At 45.0% G+C, this 18,180-nt stretch carries 17 protein-coding genes; 7 read left to right on the top strand and 10 right to left on the bottom strand.

Annotated features, from left to right (window positions below; all coding sequences use genetic code 11):
• Positions 1–33: 33 nt before the first annotated feature.
• The 3 genes from CRO25_RS28040 to CRO25_RS28030 all read right to left on the bottom strand — a co-directional run bounded on the left by CRO25_RS28040 (position 34) and on the right by CRO25_RS28030 (position 2,047).
• Positions 34–450, bottom strand: a complete 417-nt coding sequence (locus CRO25_RS28040) for a phospholipase domain-containing protein (RefSeq protein ID WP_079697225.1) — start codon at positions 448–450, stop codon at positions 34–36.
• Between the two features lie 89 nt (positions 451–539).
• Complete coding sequence (locus CRO25_RS28035; protein WP_063567144.1) at positions 540–959, bottom strand: ester cyclase; 420 nt, start codon at positions 957–959, stop codon at positions 540–542.
• Positions 960–1,144: 185 nt separating this feature from the next.
• The gene (locus tag CRO25_RS28030; protein WP_063567142.1) at positions 1,145–2,047 is read right to left on the bottom strand and encodes an SDR family oxidoreductase; all 903 of its coding nucleotides are present in this window, start codon (positions 2,045–2,047) and stop codon (positions 1,145–1,147) included.
• Positions 2,048–2,435: 388 nt separating this feature from the next.
• Between CRO25_RS28030 and CRO25_RS28025 the strand changes: the two genes are divergently transcribed.
• Positions 2,436–3,419 carry a MerR family transcriptional regulator gene (locus tag CRO25_RS28025; RefSeq protein WP_143806607.1) on the top strand — a complete coding sequence of 328 codons (984 nt, stop codon included), beginning with the start codon at positions 2,436–2,438 and terminating at the stop codon, positions 3,417–3,419.
• A 26-nt stretch (positions 3,420–3,445) separates the two neighbouring features.
• On the opposite strand, the gene CRO25_RS28020 is transcribed toward CRO25_RS28025, so the two are convergent.
• The 5 genes from CRO25_RS28020 to CRO25_RS28000 all read right to left on the bottom strand — a co-directional run bounded on the left by CRO25_RS28020 (position 3,446) and on the right by CRO25_RS28000 (position 10,974).
• A complete protein-coding gene (locus CRO25_RS28020; RefSeq protein WP_079697224.1) occupies positions 3,446–4,906 on the bottom strand; it encodes a dienelactone hydrolase family protein in 1,461 nt (486 codons plus the stop codon).
• A gap of 461 nt (positions 4,907–5,367) precedes the next feature.
• Positions 5,368–6,747, bottom strand: coding sequence for an amino acid permease (locus CRO25_RS28015; protein ID WP_079697223.1), 1,380 nt, complete (start codon positions 6,745–6,747; stop codon positions 5,368–5,370).
• 175 nt (positions 6,748–6,922) lie between these two features.
• Complete coding sequence (locus tag CRO25_RS28010) at positions 6,923–8,275, bottom strand: cell wall metabolism sensor histidine kinase WalK (protein ID WP_079697222.1); 1,353 nt, start codon at positions 8,273–8,275, stop codon at positions 6,923–6,925.
• Positions 8,272–8,946: a response regulator transcription factor gene (locus CRO25_RS28005; protein ID WP_063567131.1), complete on the bottom strand. Its 675-nt coding sequence runs from the start codon at positions 8,944–8,946 to the stop codon at positions 8,272–8,274. The genes CRO25_RS28010 and CRO25_RS28005 overlap by 4 nt, the downstream gene beginning before the upstream one ends.
• Before the next feature lie 54 nt (positions 8,947–9,000).
• The gene (locus tag CRO25_RS28000; protein WP_079697221.1) at positions 9,001–10,974 is read right to left on the bottom strand and encodes a serine hydrolase; all 1,974 of its coding nucleotides are present in this window, start codon (positions 10,972–10,974) and stop codon (positions 9,001–9,003) included.
• 152 nt (positions 10,975–11,126) lie between these two features.
• Between CRO25_RS28000 and CRO25_RS27995 the strand changes: the two genes are divergently transcribed.
• The 3 genes from CRO25_RS27995 to CRO25_RS27985 all read left to right on the top strand — a co-directional run bounded on the left by CRO25_RS27995 (position 11,127) and on the right by CRO25_RS27985 (position 13,344).
• Complete coding sequence (locus tag CRO25_RS27995) at positions 11,127–11,510, top strand: DUF6713 family protein (RefSeq protein WP_256863767.1); 384 nt, start codon at positions 11,127–11,129, stop codon at positions 11,508–11,510.
• 238 nt (positions 11,511–11,748) lie between these two features.
• Positions 11,749–12,144, top strand: a complete 396-nt coding sequence (locus tag CRO25_RS27990; protein ID WP_079697220.1) for a hypothetical protein — start codon at positions 11,749–11,751, stop codon at positions 12,142–12,144.
• Positions 12,145–12,354: 210 nt separating this feature from the next.
• Positions 12,355–13,344: a DUF4003 family protein gene (locus tag CRO25_RS27985; RefSeq protein ID WP_079697219.1), complete on the top strand. Its 990-nt coding sequence runs from the start codon at positions 12,355–12,357 to the stop codon at positions 13,342–13,344.
• Positions 13,345–13,445: 101 nt separating this feature from the next.
• Here the strand turns inward: CRO25_RS27985 and CRO25_RS27980 are convergent, their stop codons facing one another.
• Entirely contained in the window at positions 13,446–14,432 is a 987-nt protein-coding gene (locus tag CRO25_RS27980) for a phosphotransferase (protein ID WP_079697218.1), read from the bottom strand.
• Positions 14,433–14,681: 249 nt separating this feature from the next.
• On the opposite strand from CRO25_RS27980, the gene CRO25_RS27975 reads away from it, so the two are divergent.
• Both CRO25_RS27975 and CRO25_RS27970 read left to right on the top strand, forming a co-directional pair.
• Entirely contained in the window at positions 14,682–15,626 is a 945-nt protein-coding gene (locus tag CRO25_RS27975) for an alpha/beta hydrolase fold domain-containing protein (RefSeq protein ID WP_079697217.1), read from the top strand.
• Positions 15,627–15,738: 112 nt separating this feature from the next.
• Entirely contained in the window at positions 15,739–16,062 is a 324-nt protein-coding gene (locus CRO25_RS27970; RefSeq protein WP_064642206.1) for a hypothetical protein, read from the top strand.
• A 143-nt stretch (positions 16,063–16,205) separates the two neighbouring features.
• Here the strand turns inward: CRO25_RS27970 and CRO25_RS27965 are convergent, their stop codons facing one another.
• Complete coding sequence (locus CRO25_RS27965; RefSeq protein WP_063567124.1) at positions 16,206–16,421, bottom strand: hypothetical protein; 216 nt, start codon at positions 16,419–16,421, stop codon at positions 16,206–16,208.
• Positions 16,422–16,817: 396 nt separating this feature from the next.
• Here CRO25_RS27965 and CRO25_RS27960 point away from each other — a divergent pair, with 396 nt between their 5' ends.
• Positions 16,818–18,158: a lytic polysaccharide monooxygenase gene (locus CRO25_RS27960; RefSeq protein ID WP_079697215.1), complete on the top strand. Its 1,341-nt coding sequence runs from the start codon at positions 16,818–16,820 to the stop codon at positions 18,156–18,158.
• Positions 18,159–18,180: the final 22 nt, after the last annotated feature.

Raw genomic sequence — 18,180 nt, 5'->3', positions numbered from 1 at the left:
CTACAATCACTTACCAGCATGAGTCGATGGCTTTTACAAACTTTTCAGTTTATTAAGGTCGGTACCCAGACACACACTCAATTTGCCGGACATCCCTTGTGCAGAAGACATGCTCACATAAAACCAACCCGTTGACCAAGCTTGGTCGCTCCAATAAGTATGCTCTTTACCATCTGCTGGGACAGTATAAGACATTTTTGCGGTTCCAGCAGTAGATCCTTGGTTGATCGTGAACGTAAACACTTTCGAACCTGTGTTTTTAAAGCTCACCTTCACATATTCAAATCCCACCGGGATATTAAACTGTTTCGTAGTCGCAGTACCTGCGAGCTCCTCATTATTAATTACTGATAATGTCGTGGATGTAGTGACAACTGTTTCATTATTCATTGATGCTGTTGTTATTACTGTAGTAATGATCGCGGTGGCGGCTAGAACAGCCATTGCCATTTTTGTGATGTGTTTTATGATGTCACCTCCACCTGCTATATCTCTGTATTATACAGTTTAAGAAATCTCTCCTGTGAAAGAGCTGGTTATCAGCTCTGATTGCGCTCCAATTGTTTTTCGATCCCCAGCCTGTCGATCTGAATCCAGTATTCTGCAATTCTCTCATTCTCCACTCGATATACCGCACTCGCCATTTCAATCACGGGCAGGTTGGTCGGCGCATATCCATCCACTTCTCCAACATGAGTACCCACTTGTCTCCAGCGTACATATACTTTATCTCCCTGTGCAAGCAACTCCTGAATCTGCAGCGAAAAATCACCGTACGCCTCGATCATTTCCCTCACATGATCCGCATAGACGGAGGGCGTTCTTGTGACTGTCACTTCCTCTTCCGAGATCACCTGGTGAGCCAGTACCTGCTCGGCCATCAGTGTATTGGCATAATCAAGATTGCGACCCGAGCGCACTTCTTCAAAAAAAGTTCTGACAATCTGTTCTGGCGTCATCTGATCCACTCCATTTTTCGTTTTATCATGCATTGTACCAGAAGGAATTATCATTTACTAATCGTTTTCCTGCAACTTCCAAATACTAATTAAATTTATAGTAGTTAGTTAACATTTATTAAACTTTTATGAATAAAAAAAGGTACTCCGCCCTTTCTAGACGTAGTACCTTCTCTATCCCTATATTACGGACTAACTGTACCGCCATTGGCGTTCAGTGTCTCACCACTCACATAGCTTGATTCCTGACTCGCCAGGAACACAAACGCTGGCGCCATTTCCGCAGGCTGCCCTGCACGACCAAGCGGAGTATTAGATCCAAAATCAGCAAGCTTCTCTACGGGCTGTCCACCGACCACCTGAAGCGGCGTCCATACCGGACCTGGTGCGACAACGTTCACACGGATGCCTTTGCTGCCGACTTGTTGGGCCAGCGCTTTGCTGAATGTATTGATTGCTGCCTTTGTTGTCGCATAATCCAGCAAGATTGGCGATGGCTTATATGCCTGAATAGAAGACGTGTTAATGATGGAGCTGCCTGGTTTCATGTGTTTCACAGCTGCTTTACAGAGCCAGAACATTGAATAGACATTGGTTTTGAATGTCGCATCAAATTGTTCTGTAGTCAGGTCGGCGATCTGCTCAACAAACTGCTGTTTACCTGCCACGTTGGCGAGGATATCGATCCCACCGAGCTCTTTTACAGCAGATTCAATGAGTTCTTCGCAGTATTTCTCATCCTTGAGATCGCCTGGAATCGCAACAGCCTTGCGGCCTGCTTCTTCGATCAGCTTGACCACTTCCTTTGCATCGGCTTCTTCCTCGGGAAGGTAAGCCAGAACGACATCCGCACCTTCACGAGCAAAAGCGATGGCTGCTGCCCGACCAATACCGCTGTCTGCTCCGGTTACAACAGCTTTACGTCCGGTCAGACGGCCGCTGCCTTTGTAGCTTTTCTCACCTGCATCAGGTACAGGAGTCATTTCACGTTGAAGCCCGGGCTCATCCTGCTGCTGCTTCCAATCTGATGTTGCCTTCGGATATTGTGTCGTCGGATCTTGCATGGTGTGCTGGTCTTGATTAGCCATGTACAATTCCTCCTCGGATTTATTTACACCCTATAAATAGAACGAAATGATTCTACACTGGTCACTACGCGGTCAGAGCAACCTTCCGATCGCTGTTATCCCCAGATTTTTTCTATCCCTAATTAAGGGGAAATCCGGTGATAAAGGCGAACGTTTCACTTCTCCAGGCTTTCTCTGCCCTCTACGTTATTGTGTAGAAAATAAGTTCAATTTAAATAGACTGTGTAAATTTAAATTTATTTATTATTGTTTTCATAAAAGTTGCACTCTTTCCTTTGTAACCGAGATGGGTGGAATTTAAACTGGCTCTGAACATTTCCATGGCAAACCTTCCGACTTTGAATCTCCTGTAACTGGAGGTTGTATAATAGATCCTGAGGTGATTTTATTGAATCAAAGCAAAGATACATATTCGATCGGTGAAGCTGCCAAAATGATCGGCTCGACTGTCAAAACGATTCGTTATTACGATGAAATCGAGTTGCTCCGGCCCTCTTTTCATACGGAAGGTGGTCACCGTCTTTATACACCGCAAGACGTGTGGCGGCTGGAACTCATCACAACGCTTCGGTATTTGAATTTTGGCATATCGGATATTCGCAAGCTGATGTCCGGTGAACTTGGCGTGTCACAGGCGCTGGATCTACAAATTGAAGCCCTAGAAACTCAGATCGGGACCATGAATTCCATGCTCTCCATTCTGCAACAAGCCAAAGAGCAGGAAGTAGAAGATACGCTTCATTCCGGACAGTCTCTTACCCATGTTTCAAGCCTGGTGGATTCGCTGACCGTCAATGCTCAAAAAAGAAAACAATTCATCTCCGCCAAAATGGAAGAATCTCACCTGCTGGACGGAATCCCCCACGAATGGAGAGTTTCGTTTCTTCATTTTTTCGACAAATACATGATGAAAGATACTAAGCTGTCTGCCCAGCAAACACTGGCATGGAAGGAAATCCAGGAAATCATTAACGATCCGGCTTACATCGCCGATCTGGCCCGCCTCGAACTTCCGTTCTTCACCATGGCGAATCATCCACAGATTGAAGCAGATGCCTGGGTAAAAAAAATGGAGACCCTCCGCATTCGTGCCACTGAAGCTCTAGACAAACGTTGGCCGTTAGATAGCCCTGCAGTGCAGAGCATGGTGTGGGATTTTGTGATGATGTACGCCAGTATTGAACATGCTGGAGATCCGGAAGCATTTTTTCGCAGACAAGCTCGATATATGCTCGACTCCGTAACAGAGCGCATCCTTCGTTTTAACAAGCTCTGCAAAATCGTGAATCCTGAATGGAGCCAGATCGTAGACGGCATTAATCTGTTGCAAGAAGGAATGCGACTGCGGTTAAAACAAATGGAAGAAGACTGAATTCCAGCGCTCTTCCATTTTTAGATTCAACCTTTTTTCAATGAATAGGATGTGTGTTCTCCCACTTCACTGTCCAACTGGAGCGGTTGCCCTTTCAGATAGTGGTTAAAGAAGTCGATTGTTGTATCATTTACAATTTGGTGTGCTTTCCTTGCATCTACACCCTGTGACCATTCCAGAATGGGAGATACCAGATAGAGGTCCGAGAAGCTTAAATGTTTGGTATTACTCAGCTCCATCCAGTAGTTCCCTCCCGCGGTCACCGGTTCATAACGTGCATACACTTCTTCGTAATATTTCTCGGCTTCCGGACGAGTCGTACCCATAGCTGCAATCTCGTCGTCACTCATGACACTTGTACCTGCAACGGTTGTATCCGCGCTCATCATGAGAAACGGTTTGCCTACACCTTCAGCAGGAATACGCTTCTCTCCAAACAATACGCCATCCATGTTCATACCTGCTTTGACACGAGGATCATCCATCAGCATCTGTACGGTTGTTGCCCCGCCAAATGAATGTCCAAACATGCCGATGTTGTCCAGATCCATATGACCGTTAAAACGTCCATTGGCATCATTGGCAGCCAGTTTCTCCACTTGATCCAGCACAAATTGCACATCCTTCACCCATGTCTCGTTGAGCTTGTCCATATAACTGAACTGCAGTTGATCGAAGCCTTCCTTGCCCTCCGATTCAAATTGCGACACACGCCCATCCGGGAACACCGAGACCAGACTGCTGTACGTATGATTAATGCCCACAACAATATAACCTTGGCTGACCAGTTGCTCCACCTGGAACGTATTTTGGCTTTCATATCCATGTAGGCCATGAGAGAAAAGAATGACCGGATACTTAGCTTCCGCATCAGACAATGATGCCTCCTGAATAGCATGGGTTTTGACTTGACTCAGGCTTGAAAATAGAAGCTTTGGCAGCGTCAGTACATCATTAAAGGCTGTTGCATACACTTTCGGATCATTCACGTAAGGAGCCGTTGTTCCCTTGGTGTCTTTAACCGTTGGATACCAGATCTGCACCATCAGTTCCCGTTTGTCTCCGGCAGTACTCGTCAGCAATTCCTCCCGGCTCTCATCCGTCCAATCGTAGGATACCGTACCGATTCCGTAAGGTCCTGTTGGTTTATCAAACGAAAATACCGGGAACAGGAGTGGCAGCCCGATTGTCACAGCAGCGTATACCAATACCAACAGCGATGTTCCGATGATTCGAACACGTCCGAATTTCCGCATAACGGTTGATTTTGACCTTTTAGCGATTAACACAATCAGTGGAACCAGTGTGAGCAAATACGCCGGAATCATGGACCAACGCAATCCCTCAAGCACCCCATGTACCAGCAATAATACAACCGATATGCCCCATCCTCCCCACACCATTTTCCGAGGTTTGTTTCGGCCCCCAATCAACCATACCAGCATTACTACATTGAAAATAAGATAAATCCATTCCAGTGTTCTCATTATTCCTTGCCCCCTTCTCTACCACAACTGAAATTAAAATATATCGTGCAGCAGCTCTTCTATTTCCAATCATAAAACCTCCAGTTACAGGAGATTCAAGCATGAATTTTGAAAACAAAAAAATGCACTCCCTGTATGACACTGGATCTCCCGAAGGTTCTCCCATGTATTCAAGGAATGCACATATGATATTACGATATTAAGTTGACTAGGGAAATTATACACCTTGCCACTACGAGTGCAGTACCATCTTCCGATCGCTCTTATCCCCAGATTTTTTGATTTTCCCTTTTTAAAAAGGGAAAATCCGGGTTAGCGTATGCTTCCGATGTAGCTTTCTTTCAGAAAGCTTTTAGGCGCACGCTTCGCTTCTTCAGATTGGTTCTGCCCTCTCCGTTCCGGTGTAAAATTCAGGCACAACTTCTAAACATATTAACACCAACGGTTTTATAATATATAAGTTAGTGATCTTCGCCTTCATCTACCCGCTGTCTTTTTCCTATGCTAAATACGAAATATCCGATCACAACGATCGCCATAAATGTAGCCCCAACAATGAGGGGTAACCGCGTATCCGGGTTAAATGCCATACCGATAATGACGAGCGTCAGATATACGATGATGATATAGTTGCTGATTGGGAACCATTTGGATTTAAAATTGTGTTCAGCCATCTCATTGCCCCAACGCTTTCTGAACCTGAACTGACTGAAGGCGAGTGCGAACCACGGAACCATCCCCGGAAGAACACTTGCGCTGTAGATATACAGGAACAGTTTGGAGTCCGGCATCAGGTAGTTGAGTACCACACCCACCAGCAGCAAGGAAATCGTAATGATAATACTGTTGCGGGGAACCCCGCCTTTGGACAGCTTTTTGAAAAAGGCCGGTGCCTGTCCATTCTCCGCAAGCGTGTAAAGCATACGTCCTGCACTATAGATCCCACTGTTACATCCCGACATCGCGGCGGTAAGCACAACAAAGTTGATAATTCCCGCAGCAGCGACAATCCCGACTTTGGCAAACGTCAGTACAAACGGACTTCCCGTCTCTCCCACTTCATTCCAAGGAAACAATGTCACGATGACAAAAATGGCCCCAACGTAAAAAATGAGAATACGCCACACGATGTTTTTGATCGCTTTACGCAGCGTGATCTTCGGATTTTCTGCTTCACCTGCCGTAATCCCTACCATTTCGACACCCTGGTATGCAGCCGTTACGATACACAGGGCAAATAGGAAACCTTTGATCCCTCCTGGGAAAAATCCGCCATGGCTCACCAGATTCGATAGCCCAATGGGCTGTCCTCCATTCCCCCAGCCGAAGAAGATCAGTCCGGTTCCGATCACGATCATGAAGACAATCGCCGTCACCTTGATCAGTGCAAACCAGAATTCGAATTCACCATAGTACTTTACCGCTGCCAGATTCGCTGCTGCAATAATAAGCACCCCAGCCAAAGCAGGCAGCCATTGTGGAATATCCGGGAACCAGTAGCCTACATAAATCCCGATCGCGGTTACTTCTGCCATACCAACCGTTACCCAGAGGAACCAGTAACTCCAGGCAGTCAGGAACCCGGCGAGTGGACTGATATACTTATGAGCAAATGTCGCAAATGAACCGGTGACAGGCTCCTGAATCAACATTTCCCCCATAATACGCATGACAAAAAAGATAATGATCCCGGCCAGCAAATAGGCCAGCAGCACCGAAGGACCTGCCCATTTGATCGTACTTGCCGATCCCATGAACAATCCGACCCCGATTGTACCTCCGAGTGCAATCAGCTCTACATGGCGGGGCTTTAGCCCTCTAGATAGTTGCTTTGATTCCAAACGATTCTCCCCTTTTCACATCCACATTAACGCAATGCAGAATTACTTCACCAAATTGTACGAGATGTGCCACAGAAATACAACAAGGAATGTAAGGAAGCGGATTCAGTGCACAGTAACATAAATAGAGCTACCAACAAATTAATGTTAGGCAGCCCTCAGCTACTTTTTTTAATTATCCTATAGGCAGATGAACCAGCACCGTCGTACCCTCACCCTCCTGGCTTTTCATTTCGACGGTTCCGTGATGGAGCATCACGATTTTCTTGACGATCGCAAGGCCCAGACCGTTACCGCTGATGCTGCGGTTTCGCGACAGATCTGTTTTATAAAACCGATCAAACACATAATCGAGCTGCTCTGGCGCTATTCCAATGCCCGTATCCGTTATCGTGATGAGAATTTTGTTCTCTAACTGGTGCGTCCGTATATGAATATGCCCACCTGCTGGCGTAAACTTGATGCTGTTCCCCAGCAGATTCATCCAGACCTGATTAAGTTGATCCCGATCTGCTGTAACTTGAATCGGTTCTGCCAACTCCAGATGAACCTGAATATTTTTGGTGGACCACTGCGGCTCGCAGGTAACGATAATTTGCCGAATTTGCTCATCAAGATTATAGGTAGCCGCCTCGAACGGATGATGATCGGAGTCCAGAGATGCAAGCTCCAGCAGATTATCGCTAAGTCTGGATAGCCGTCCACTCTCCGTAATAATGATATCGAGGTAATAGTTACGATCAGCCTCGGCAACCAGGTTACTATTTTTCATCGCCATGGCAAATCCGGAAATAGAGGTCAGCGGGGTTTGAATCTCATGAGATACATTGGAAACAAAATCCTGTCTCATCTGTTCCAACTGTTTGAGCTCACTCGCCATCTCATTAAAGCTGTGTGTCAAAGCTCCCATTTCGTCCACACGTTTCGTTTGGATTTCCACGTCAAAATCACCCTTCGCCAGCTGTTTGGTTGCACGAGTCAATACCTGAATCGGTTTCACCAAGTACCTTGCAGCAATAAAAATACATAGGCTTCCGATAAACAGTGCGAGTAATAATATCAGGAGGACCATCCGATTAATGATATTTTCGTTCTGCGGGGAATATTGCATAAACACGGCTTGCGGCTCCCCTTGGAATGGGAAAGGAAGACCGATAAAGGTCTGATCCACCTCAGCCGGAGAACGATAGACCTGACCCTGCAATACCATTTGAACCACCTCTGGTGCAATTTGAACGGTCTGCGTATTGTCCAGATCATAGTATGTTACGTTGCCGGAAACATCATATAGATGAATGGGATAGGTGGATATCTTCACCATACTTTTAATGAATGCCTCCCGGTCCTCCGGGTGTGTTTGTTCATAGAGACGTATCATTTCCTCACCTGTTGCAATCATGTCATTCTGACCGAGATGGTTTACTTCTTTTTTGAATAGAAAGAGCCCTATGAGGAAAGACGACAGCAGGCTGAAAATAATGACAACCAGAAATGTGAAAATGATGCGAACGTATAAGGTCTTGATCATGTGATCACTAACCGGTAGCCCAGACTGCGGGCCGTTTCAATCTGAAAATGGTGGGCATCACCAGCGAATTTTTCCCTTAATCGCTTAATGTGAACGTCAACCGTTCGGTCATCCCCTTCATAGTCGCTCCCCCAGATTTTCGTAATTAGCTGTTCCCGGGTAAATATCTGCCCAGGCTGATTCGCCAGCATGAACAGCAATTCGAACTCCTTTAAAGGCAGATTAAGCGTCTCCTCCCCTCGAATCACTTGAAAGCTGCGGCGATTCAGTGTAATGCCCCCCAATTGAATCGTTTGGGAAGAGACAATCAGATACCGTTTCAGCAATGCTTTCACTCTCATCACAAGCTCCAGTGGATCGAAGGGCTTCGTCAAATAATCATCTGTTCCAAGCTGGAATCCCTTCACTTTCTGAGCCGATTCCCCTTTTACCGTAACCATCAAGAGCGGCATATTCAGATCCATGCGCCGGATCTCCCGGCATAGTTCCCAACCATCCAATTTTGGCATCATAATATCGAGGATAACCAGATCAATTGGGGATTTCTCAACAATATCCAATGCTTCTGCACCGTCTTTAGCCACCACGATCTCAAATCCCTCATTCCGCAAAAACAAGGTAATCAGCTCACGAATGTGCACATCGTCGTCCACGACAAGGATTTGGGTCATATCAAATGCATGCCTCCAATATATTTCTTCTCCTCTTCCACCTGGGTGGAGGGTTCAACCAAAATGCCAGCCCAACAGATTCCAATGATTGAAAAATAAACATAAGGTTACTGCTGCTAGAGTTACGAACGTATAATACACACGCTTAGGTAACGTCCAATATTTGTTTTTCCATGCCAGAACGTTCATTGTTACGATTGCCACACTCCATCCCACAAGAATCAGAGGCATGAACAGATAAAGACGTAGAGATAGTGGAATATGACTGAGTCGATCGATCAGATCTATGTTCATCACCAGAAGTGTAGCTCCCAAGGTCACCAATGACCACACGGACGTAACTACCGACAGCAGGACTGCCCATTTCTGCGCCCTTGGCATCGCTTTGATTTTGCGTCTACGATAAACAGCTCCCAGTAGTACGGTAATGAACAGAACGGCCGAGATACCGAGCAACGGAAGCCAGAACTTCGATTGATTAATTAACGGGGTTGGTTCCAGTGGCATGGGGTTGAGTATATCCAGAAACAGATACGTGACCTTGCCCTCTGTATCCGTACGGAATCCCATCTGATGCTTGCCGCCGACTTCCTGGAATAGATTCACTCCAATCGGAGTGTATACTTGCTGATCTGCACCACTTCCAATCGACAACCGGTTATCCGAAACTTCAATATTGATCTGAGTCAGAAAACTGAAAAACTTATCGATCTTCGTGTGATTACGACGTGTAAATTGATAGGAACCTGCATATTTCTCCAGAGGCTCCCCCAGTTCAATAGAGGTTGCAGCAGGCTGATTCGTAATATGGGCAGGATAGTAACGATCAAAGAAGGCTTGCGCCAATCCTCCTGCTGCCGTTCCACCGTCCCCTCCACTATAGGAAACAAATATGCCGACTTGTTGGTCTGGTACAAGATAAAGCGCTGTATTAAATAGCTCGTCGGCACCTCCATGAGAGATCACACGCAGTCCATTCATGTTCAACTCATAAAAGCCCAAGTCCATGGCGGGTAAACGTTCGTCAAACTGGAATGCCGGGGAATGCATAAGCCTGGCGGTTTCCGGCTTGAGAATTTGCTTATCCTCATATTGTCCGTCCTGTAAATGGGCAATCATGAAATGAGCCATATCATTCGCCGAGACACTGCCTGATCCTGCAGGTCGGAAGCCACCTTCAAACGTAGGACGCTTGGTTACATACGCGCCATTGGCTCGGGCATATCCAAGTACGGCATAGGGCTTCAACGATGCCGGAACAGGCTCCTCCACCGTAGCATACTTCATGCTCAGCGGATCAAATATATTTTTCTGTATATAGTCATTATAAGCAATGCCACTAACTTCTTCGACGATAAGTCCGGCGAGTGAGGCACCATAGTTGGAATATGCCAGCATCGCGCCTGGAGGCATGACCCGAGCTGGCATATGGTTTGCCATTGTTTCTGCAATGGAGACGGGGAGCTTCTCTGGATCAGTGGTAATCTGATATCCAACACCGCCTTCCTCAAAGCCTGCCGTATGGGTCATGAGATGACGTAACGTAATTGGTTCCGCATAGGTTGGTGGTATTTTCAACGTTTTCAGATAGGTGTTAATGTCAGTGTCCAGATCAAGCTTTCCCTCCTCAACCAGCTGCATCACTGCGGTCCATGTGAACAGCTTTGTTGTCGACGCAATCCGAAACAGGCTGGTCTCGGGATCAACGGGTTTATTTTCTTCGATGTTCGAATGTCCGTACCCTTTGGAGAGTAGAATCTTCCCATCCTTCACAATTGAAATGACTGCACCCGGAATCTGTAAAGAATCCATTTGAACATCCATAATCCCATCAATGAATGCTCCTAACTGTTCTTTGTTATCCAGGTTAACAGTGATTCCCTTCTCTTGTGTACCAGAACTCAATCCGGAAGAGTAAGCCTCTGCTGATACGGGAGCTTTAATCCCTAACCAAGTTGCCCCTAGCGTAGCACCCAACAATACCAGTAACATCATTTTGCAAACCATTTTCCTTATCGACGATGACATAACAAACCTCCACCACTCCGTATATTTTGTGTTGATCACTGTTCTTCGGCTTTCTTTCGAGAGCATATCAAGAACGTATGAACGGAGCGTGAACCTTTTAGTAATATTTTGCCAAATATAATTAGCTTTAGTAAGATAGGGGAAGGTTTAATATGAAAGGGAGAATGGGGATGCCTGACTTTTTACTAGTCTTATTTTTGTTTAATTTATCTTTATTTCTACTGCACGAAATGGACGCCATTAGACGATCTGAGTGGAAATTGTTTATGGTACTGAAAGATATGGAAGATGAAAAAGCCTATAAATGCTTCACATTCGTTCACCTACCACTCTACACCGTCATACTCGCACTGCTTTTCAGCTCATATCAAACGATTACGTTCTGGGTGCTGGATATATTTTTCATCATTCATGCGGTACTGCACCTATTTTTCGAAAAACACCCTCGTAATGAATTTAAGAATTCATTTTCCAGATCATTCATTTACCCCATGGGGATTATTGGGGCCATCCATTTGTTAGCGTTATTATTGTAATTTCATTAGATCGTACATTGAGAAATAAGAAACCGTATGACCGCCTAAAGCGGTCATTTTTTGCATACTCTTTTCCGCTATTTACAACTGTATTTTATTGGTATATATTATAGCCGTCAGGAATGTTAACGCTAACATAAACTGAAAAAAGGAGGATGTCTCCATCCATTTTCGAAAAGGTTTTCGTTTTAGTAAGGTTACCCTTTAAAACATTTCATTTTGAAAGGATGAGGTATCGATGAAAAAACTTAGCAGCACCTTGTTTGTGTTTTTTATGGGCATATCCCTTATGTTTGGCCTGACCGCATCAGCTAATCCCGCCATCGTAAGTTATGGAGGCAGCTATTCCAATACGCTCACTGCTGGTCAAGGATACGCCTACATTCTCCCTAATGCCAAAACCACCGGTACAAGCGTAAAAATTACGGCTTCCGCAGCCAATGCACTTCAACTGCACTACTACTGGAGCTACAATAATACGACAATCGATCTGGGGACAGCCATCGTAAATAGCACCAATTACACCGGCGGTTCAGCCTACTACAATCCTGGCACTCTGGTCACTGTGGTAGAACGCGTGCCCGCGTCCACGACGTTGTACCCTTCCGTATCCTACACGATTTCTTTCAATTAACAATACAACGAACACGTAGTAACTATTCTTATATGAAGATTTAAATACATGAACTCTTTCAGTTAAATCAAAAATGCACCTCTTAGAAGTACAAATTGGAGCCTGCCAAGGAATCCATAAACTTCTGTTGGGGTGCTTTTTTTCTGTGAACGGTGAGGCCCCATTTATAGTAAACTGGAGAAAAGGTCCAATCTCTCGGGAGGTCTGCTTATGCAAGAGCAACATGCTGCACGAGTCGAATTATTCGTTTCCAACACTCAGATCATCAAGAAATCATTCAAATGGCAAAATGTGATGATGCACCGTCTGGCGGCCCTACTATATGCAGCGGAAAATAAACAAGCCGATGGCGAGGCCATTCGTCAAAGTCATGAATTGATTAAGCAAAACACCAATCTCTTCTCGGCTTTCAGAGGAAATTCGGCGATCAGCGTCGCCACCTTGCTCTCGCTTACAACAGATCAGGAAAAGAAACTGGAAGACACCCTGCTTATCTATGATCTGATGAAAAAAGTCAAATTTCGTACGTCCGATTACCTGGTTATTGCCGCCTATCAGATTGCAGCTCACGCGGCGCCTGACCAATTCGAGCATAAGGTCGAACGAGCCAAAGCATTTTATGATCACATGAAAGCCCAACACCGCTTTCTTACCGGACAGGACGACTATATTTTCGCTGCCATGCTGGCCCTTTCCGATCTCGACGTAGAATCCGGTGTGACCCGTATGGAGCAGCTCTATGCAGAATTAAAACCTGAGTTCTCACCGGGCAATAGTGTGCAGGCATTAACGCAGGTGCTGGTCCTAGGCGATGATAATCCGGAGGCGGGCGCTCATGTGATAGCGTTAAATGAGGCATTCCGCAGACGGGGAATACGATTAGACAAAATGTACACCCTGCCGGCTCTGGGAATCCTCTCCCTACTGCCCGCTGACAGAGAAACGCTGGTAGAGCAAGTTGAGGAAACGTATGAGTGGTTGCGTACACAGAAGGGCTTTGGTGCCTGGTCAATCAACAAACAGGAATTGCTGCTGCTCTCGTCCTCGCTGGTGGCAGTGCAATATGTGGAGGATCTTCGAAACGGCGTCCTGACCACGACGGTCTCCACTAGCATCACCAACATTATCATTGCCCAACAGGCCGCCATGGCCGCTGCTGCAACATCGGCTGCCGTCGTAGCTTCGACTTCATCGAACTAAGTAAAGGTCATGACATGCATCTTACAAAATAAAAGAGGCCCTCTGGAACCATCCAGAAGGCCTTCTTCATTTGAATCCATCATTGCTGTTAGTTATCACCGCTAAACAATCCCCGTATCCCGGAACTCTTCCACGAAACTATCCAACCAATCCGAACCATAATCCAGCGCACCCATATCACTTTCGATAAAAGCAACATCAAGACCCATAACCCAGAATCGGCGAGCAATAATAAAAAGATCAACAGCCTGTTCATCTTCGGCAGAGAAGCTTCTTACCGAACGATATCCTGCCATCAGTGCACTCCATAACACTTCTTTTTGCTCACCAGACTGTCTCTTTCGAGCCTTCACCTGCGCCAGATCGTAGGCACGCCAGCCTTTAGCCACCCACTCAAAGTCATAATGGATGAACTGATTCCCCTGTTGAAAAGCGTTATTGTTCCCATGCATATCGCCATGACAGAGCCCCGTGTCCAAACCTTGTTTGGATGCGACGCCGATGCGTTCTTTTAACTCTCTAGCAAACGTATTTAGAAATGATACTGCTTCATTTTTTTCACCGATGTAGTTGATGATTCGTTCAAGAGGCTCGTCAATGAGAAACTTCGTATCCAACTCATATCGCGGCTGCTCCAATACCACTTGGTCCATCGCTTTATGCAGCTCAGCCGCAGACTGACCAAAAGCGTAACATGACTGTTCATCTTCAAGGTTGTTCTCGATACCCTCAATATACCGAAACATCACAGCAACCCGCTTGCCTTCCGCGGCCTCCAACACAGTATATCCAGTATGATCTTTCTTCTCGATGTACTCTCCAATATTGGTATGTACAGATGAACTTAAAATGCCCTTTAATTGAGATAACAGGGACAGTTCGTAACGTACATCGTTTTCCGTAATTTCAGTACGGTAGACACGAAGAATAAACATACCAGTGGATGTAGTTACCCGGTAGGTATCATTTAACCCTCTCAGCCAAAATAAACATTCTTCCCACGATCCGATGTCATATTGATCACTCAATACAAACTCCAGATATTTAGGGTTGAGCACAGAACGTAAAGCAGTCGCTTGATTGAACATATGTATGCTCCTTCAGTTTGATATGATCATCACTATAGTTACAGATAAATGATCCCTTCATCTATCAACCTATAACATAGTATATTTTTAATTTATTTTCCAGAATATATATTTAATTGGGTGAATCCTTAGCTGAATTCATTTCGCCTTTTTTATGCGCACCAATCACTTTCCCAGCCTTGACCTTGAAGTATACTTCAGGCTTTATACTGTGGATAACATACTTTATGGATGAGAGGCGGCGCACAGATGAGTGTAAATATATATAACAAAAAACGCTCTTTCAAGAGCTATTTACTAGAAAAATACATTGGAACTTTAGATAGCAAGAAGAATTTATCCACGCGAGAAAACACCCTGAAGCACTTGGAACACATGGGTGTAGAGAACACTAAGCCTTATGAGCTGGGTAAGGTTAAATTAATCTCTTCAGTAAACGAACGTTTCTTTGAAGACATGCAGGTATTTACTTTGAATGACCAGATGTCTGCTGACCAAAAAGTGATTCTATATATACATGGCGGCGCTCATACGCACCAGCCTCTAACCTTTCATTGGAAGTTCATGGACCGCATCGCACAATCGTTGAATGCCAAAGTTATAGCACCCATCTATCCCAAAGTGCCTCATTTCAACTACCAGCATACATATCCAAGACTCTTGAACTTATACCGGGAAATCATTGAATCGATAAAGAGTCCTGCACAACTTACCATTATGGGAGATTCCGCAGGAGGAAATATTTCGCTTAGCTTTGCACATTACATCAAGACGAATCTTCTTCCTCAACCCAAAGATATCATTTTGTTATCTCCATGTGTGGATATGGTTCTGGACAATCCGGTCATATTCGATTATGAGACCCGAGATCCGATGCTGGCTGTGGAAGGCTATGATGTAATTCGAAGAATATGGGCGGCAGATAAAAATCTGGATGATCCATTGATCAGTCCAATCTACGGAGACTTCAAAGGACTTGGAAAGATTACCATTTTCATCGGAACTCATGAAGGTTTATTTCCCGACAACATGAAGCTCGACAAACTGCTTACCGACCAGGGCATTGACCATAATACCTTTGTATATCCCAAAATGAATCATGTCTTTGTGCTTTACCCTATTCCTGAAGCCAAGGATGCAGAGCACAAAATCATTAATATTATTAAGCATGCATCACATGAATTGCATATATGAGACTACTACTGAAAAAAAACCAGAAAAATCATATTCAGCACTTGTAAATTGTATTATTCCGGGTATAATACTCGGTATACAGAAAAGAGTAGCTGACTGGAGTGATAACGCCATGGATTCTTTGACACAAACTTGGGTTAACGATTATTTGGACCTATATAATTATGCCCGTACCATAGAAGACTCGGAATGGGCTGAGGATATTCTCAGGAAGCTTCAAGATCAGAAGGACGCGTTACTGGAGGAAGAACGAAAAGCGATACTGCTCCGTGAGCTGCTTACAAGCTACGACCGGATCAACAAACAACTGGTAGACATTTTCAGCAAGCTGAGAGTCGCTTCAGAGGGTTACCAGACTGAGTCTTTACAGGAGCAATGGTTCAAATTAAAGCTAATGCGGATTGATGTCTCTCGTAAGATTCTTCAATATAAATAAAATAAACAAGAAAAAAAGCCGGTCTGCAGTTCGTCTGCTTAACCCGCCTTGATTAAAGGCTTACTATTCTTTTGATGCGTACAGTCAACTGTTCCACACATATGTAAAGCCCGCCAGCTTTACATGAAATGAATGATCGATAATTACATGGATGCTTTCTTCATGTTGCTCATCATGCCCATCATTGTTGTCATCATTTCGTCGCATTCTTGCATACAGGACATCATTTTATTCATGTCCATGCCTTCCATCATGCTTTTGTCTTCCATGCATTCCATCATCATCTTCATGGATTTCATCTTGCACATCATTTCTTCCATACACATGTTCATCATCATGTTCATACACATATTTTCCATTTCAACTTCCTCCTTTCAAATATAGTAAACTTCCTTTTTTTAGCATAAACGATTCCCCACTTAAAAGCAATCTTTTTCCTCTTGCCTTTTCTGTAAAATCGATGTATAATACGCATTTTACTTATCAATCCAGTCGGAAATAAAGGCTTTTGTGGAGAGATGATCTCTCCGCAAAGGCCTTTTTGTATGCCTACCTAAGTCTTGAATAACTGGATTATCTATCAAATTTATCCTTGTTCAGCAAATGTAGGTCCTTTACAATAACTTTAGAAATTCCCGTATATCGATTTCTTTATCAAACGATATCCATATATGGTATATGGCATAGCACTTCCTTAATTACGATATAAGCTCTTACTTGAGTTTATATAAAAAAATGATACAGGAGGCTATCGAATGTTCAGATTCATTTTACCGTCTTCAAAGCTAGTATTGATTTGCTGTCTGCTGGTGCTTACAACGGTAAGCATGCTGTTCAACAGTCCAAAGGCGTTGTCACATGGTTACGTAGAAGGGCCGGCGAGCCGAGCTGCACTGTGTGCTTCGGGAGTCAATCAAGATTGCGGCAGTATCGTGTATGAACCCCAAAGCCTGGAAGCACCTAAAGGCTTCCCTACTGCAGGACCTACGGACGGCCATATTGCAAGCGCTAACGGCGTCTTCCCTAAGCTCGATGAGCAATCCGCCACACGTTGGTCGAAAGTGAATATGTCTAGTGGCAGTAATACGTTTACTTGGAAGCTGACAGCTAACCATTCAACGGCAAGCTGGAAATATTATATTACGAAAACGAACTGGAATCCGAATGCACCTCTATCCCGTGATTCGTTTGACCTAACACCGTTCTGTTCAGTTCCTTATAATGGCAGCCAACCACCATTTAGCTACACCAACTCATGCAACGTACCCGAACGCAGCGGTTATCATGTCATTCTAGCAGTCTGGGAGGTTGCGGATACTCCCAACGCCTTCTATAATGTCATCGACGTAAACTTCTCCGGGACAAACCCGGTTGATAATGTGGCACCAACACCTCCAGCTTCACTTGCGGCAACTGCAACTGCTGCGACCAGTACATCCTTATCGTGGAAGGCTTCCACAGATAATGTAGGCGTAACGGGGTATAAAATTTACAACGGGACTACATTAATCGGCAATGTATCCGGCACAACTACAAGCTATACCGTCACAGGGCTAACAGCAAGCACGGCCTATACCTTTACTGTCAAAGCAGTCGATGCAGCAGGCAATGAATCTGCAGCCAGTAATAGTGTAAGCGTTACCACAACTGCACCTCCTGCAAACGACACTACCGCACCTACATCTCCAGGCGGGCTGCATGTGATGGGAGCACCAACCTCCTCCAGCATTCAGCTGATGTGGACGGCATCCACGGATAATGTAGGCGTGACAGGGTACAAAATTTATAACGGCTCTACTTTAGTTACAACGACATCCGGGACGGCAACGTCTTATACGGTAACCAATCTTGAAGCGAACACAACCTACAACTTCTCGGTTTATGCTGTTGATGCAGCAGGTAACCAATCTGCTGCCAGCACAGTCAGCGGTAAAACAGCCGCAGCTGCTACTGCACCTGCATGGGCAGCTAATACTCAATACACAGCGGGTACAATCGTGAGCTACAATAACTTGACGTACAAATGTCTCCTTACACACAAGTCTCAAGTGGATTGGATCCCTTCAGCAACACCAACCCTCTGGCAGCTGCAATAACGGGATTGACTGGAGGATTAGT

Source organism: Paenibacillus sp. RU5M (assembly GCF_900221055.1).
Classification (GTDB): Bacteria; Bacillota; Bacilli; order Paenibacillales; family Paenibacillaceae; genus Paenibacillus; species Paenibacillus marchantiae.
The sequence above is the reverse complement of the archived record's forward strand: the minus strand, read 5'-3'. Positions and strand labels throughout refer to the sequence as shown.

What these genes read in the sequence shown, in the direction of transcription:
- CRO25_RS28040 (WP_079697225.1), bottom strand. Translation starts at nt 450, where the DNA reads ATGGCAATGGCTGTTCTAGCCGCCACCGCGATCATTACTACAGTAATA.
- CRO25_RS28035 (WP_063567144.1), bottom strand. Translation starts at nt 959, where the DNA reads ATGACGCCAGAACAGATTGTCAGAACTTTTTTTGAAGAAGTGCGCTCG.
- CRO25_RS28030 (WP_063567142.1), bottom strand. Translation starts at nt 2,047, where the DNA reads ATGGCTAATCAAGACCAGCACACCATGCAAGATCCGACGACACAATAT.
- CRO25_RS28020 (WP_079697224.1), bottom strand. Translation starts at nt 4,906, where the DNA reads ATGAGAACACTGGAATGGATTTATCTTATTTTCAATGTAGTAATGCTG.
- CRO25_RS28010 (WP_079697222.1), bottom strand. Translation starts at nt 8,275, where the DNA reads ATGATCAAGACCTTATACGTTCGCATCATTTTCACATTTCTGGTTGTC.
- CRO25_RS28005 (WP_063567131.1), bottom strand. Translation starts at nt 8,946, where the DNA reads ATGACCCAAATCCTTGTCGTGGACGACGATGTGCACATTCGTGAGCTG.
- CRO25_RS28000 (WP_079697221.1), bottom strand. Translation starts at nt 10,974, where the DNA reads ATGTCATCGTCGATAAGGAAAATGGTTTGCAAAATGATGTTACTGGTA.
- CRO25_RS27995 (WP_256863767.1), top strand. Translation starts at nt 11,127, where the DNA reads ATGAAAGGGAGAATGGGGATGCCTGACTTTTTACTAGTCTTATTTTTG.
- CRO25_RS27990 (WP_079697220.1), top strand. Translation starts at nt 11,749, where the DNA reads ATGAAAAAACTTAGCAGCACCTTGTTTGTGTTTTTTATGGGCATATCC.
- CRO25_RS27985 (WP_079697219.1), top strand. Translation starts at nt 12,355, where the DNA reads ATGCAAGAGCAACATGCTGCACGAGTCGAATTATTCGTTTCCAACACT.
- CRO25_RS27980 (WP_079697218.1), bottom strand. Translation starts at nt 14,432, where the DNA reads ATGTTCAATCAAGCGACTGCTTTACGTTCTGTGCTCAACCCTAAATAT.
- CRO25_RS27975 (WP_079697217.1), top strand. Translation starts at nt 14,682, where the DNA reads ATGAGTGTAAATATATATAACAAAAAACGCTCTTTCAAGAGCTATTTA.
- CRO25_RS27970 (WP_064642206.1), top strand. Translation starts at nt 15,739, where the DNA reads ATGGATTCTTTGACACAAACTTGGGTTAACGATTATTTGGACCTATAT.
- CRO25_RS27965 (WP_063567124.1), bottom strand. Translation starts at nt 16,421, where the DNA reads ATGGAAAATATGTGTATGAACATGATGATGAACATGTGTATGGAAGAA.
- CRO25_RS27960 (WP_079697215.1), top strand. Translation starts at nt 16,818, where the DNA reads ATGTTCAGATTCATTTTACCGTCTTCAAAGCTAGTATTGATTTGCTGT.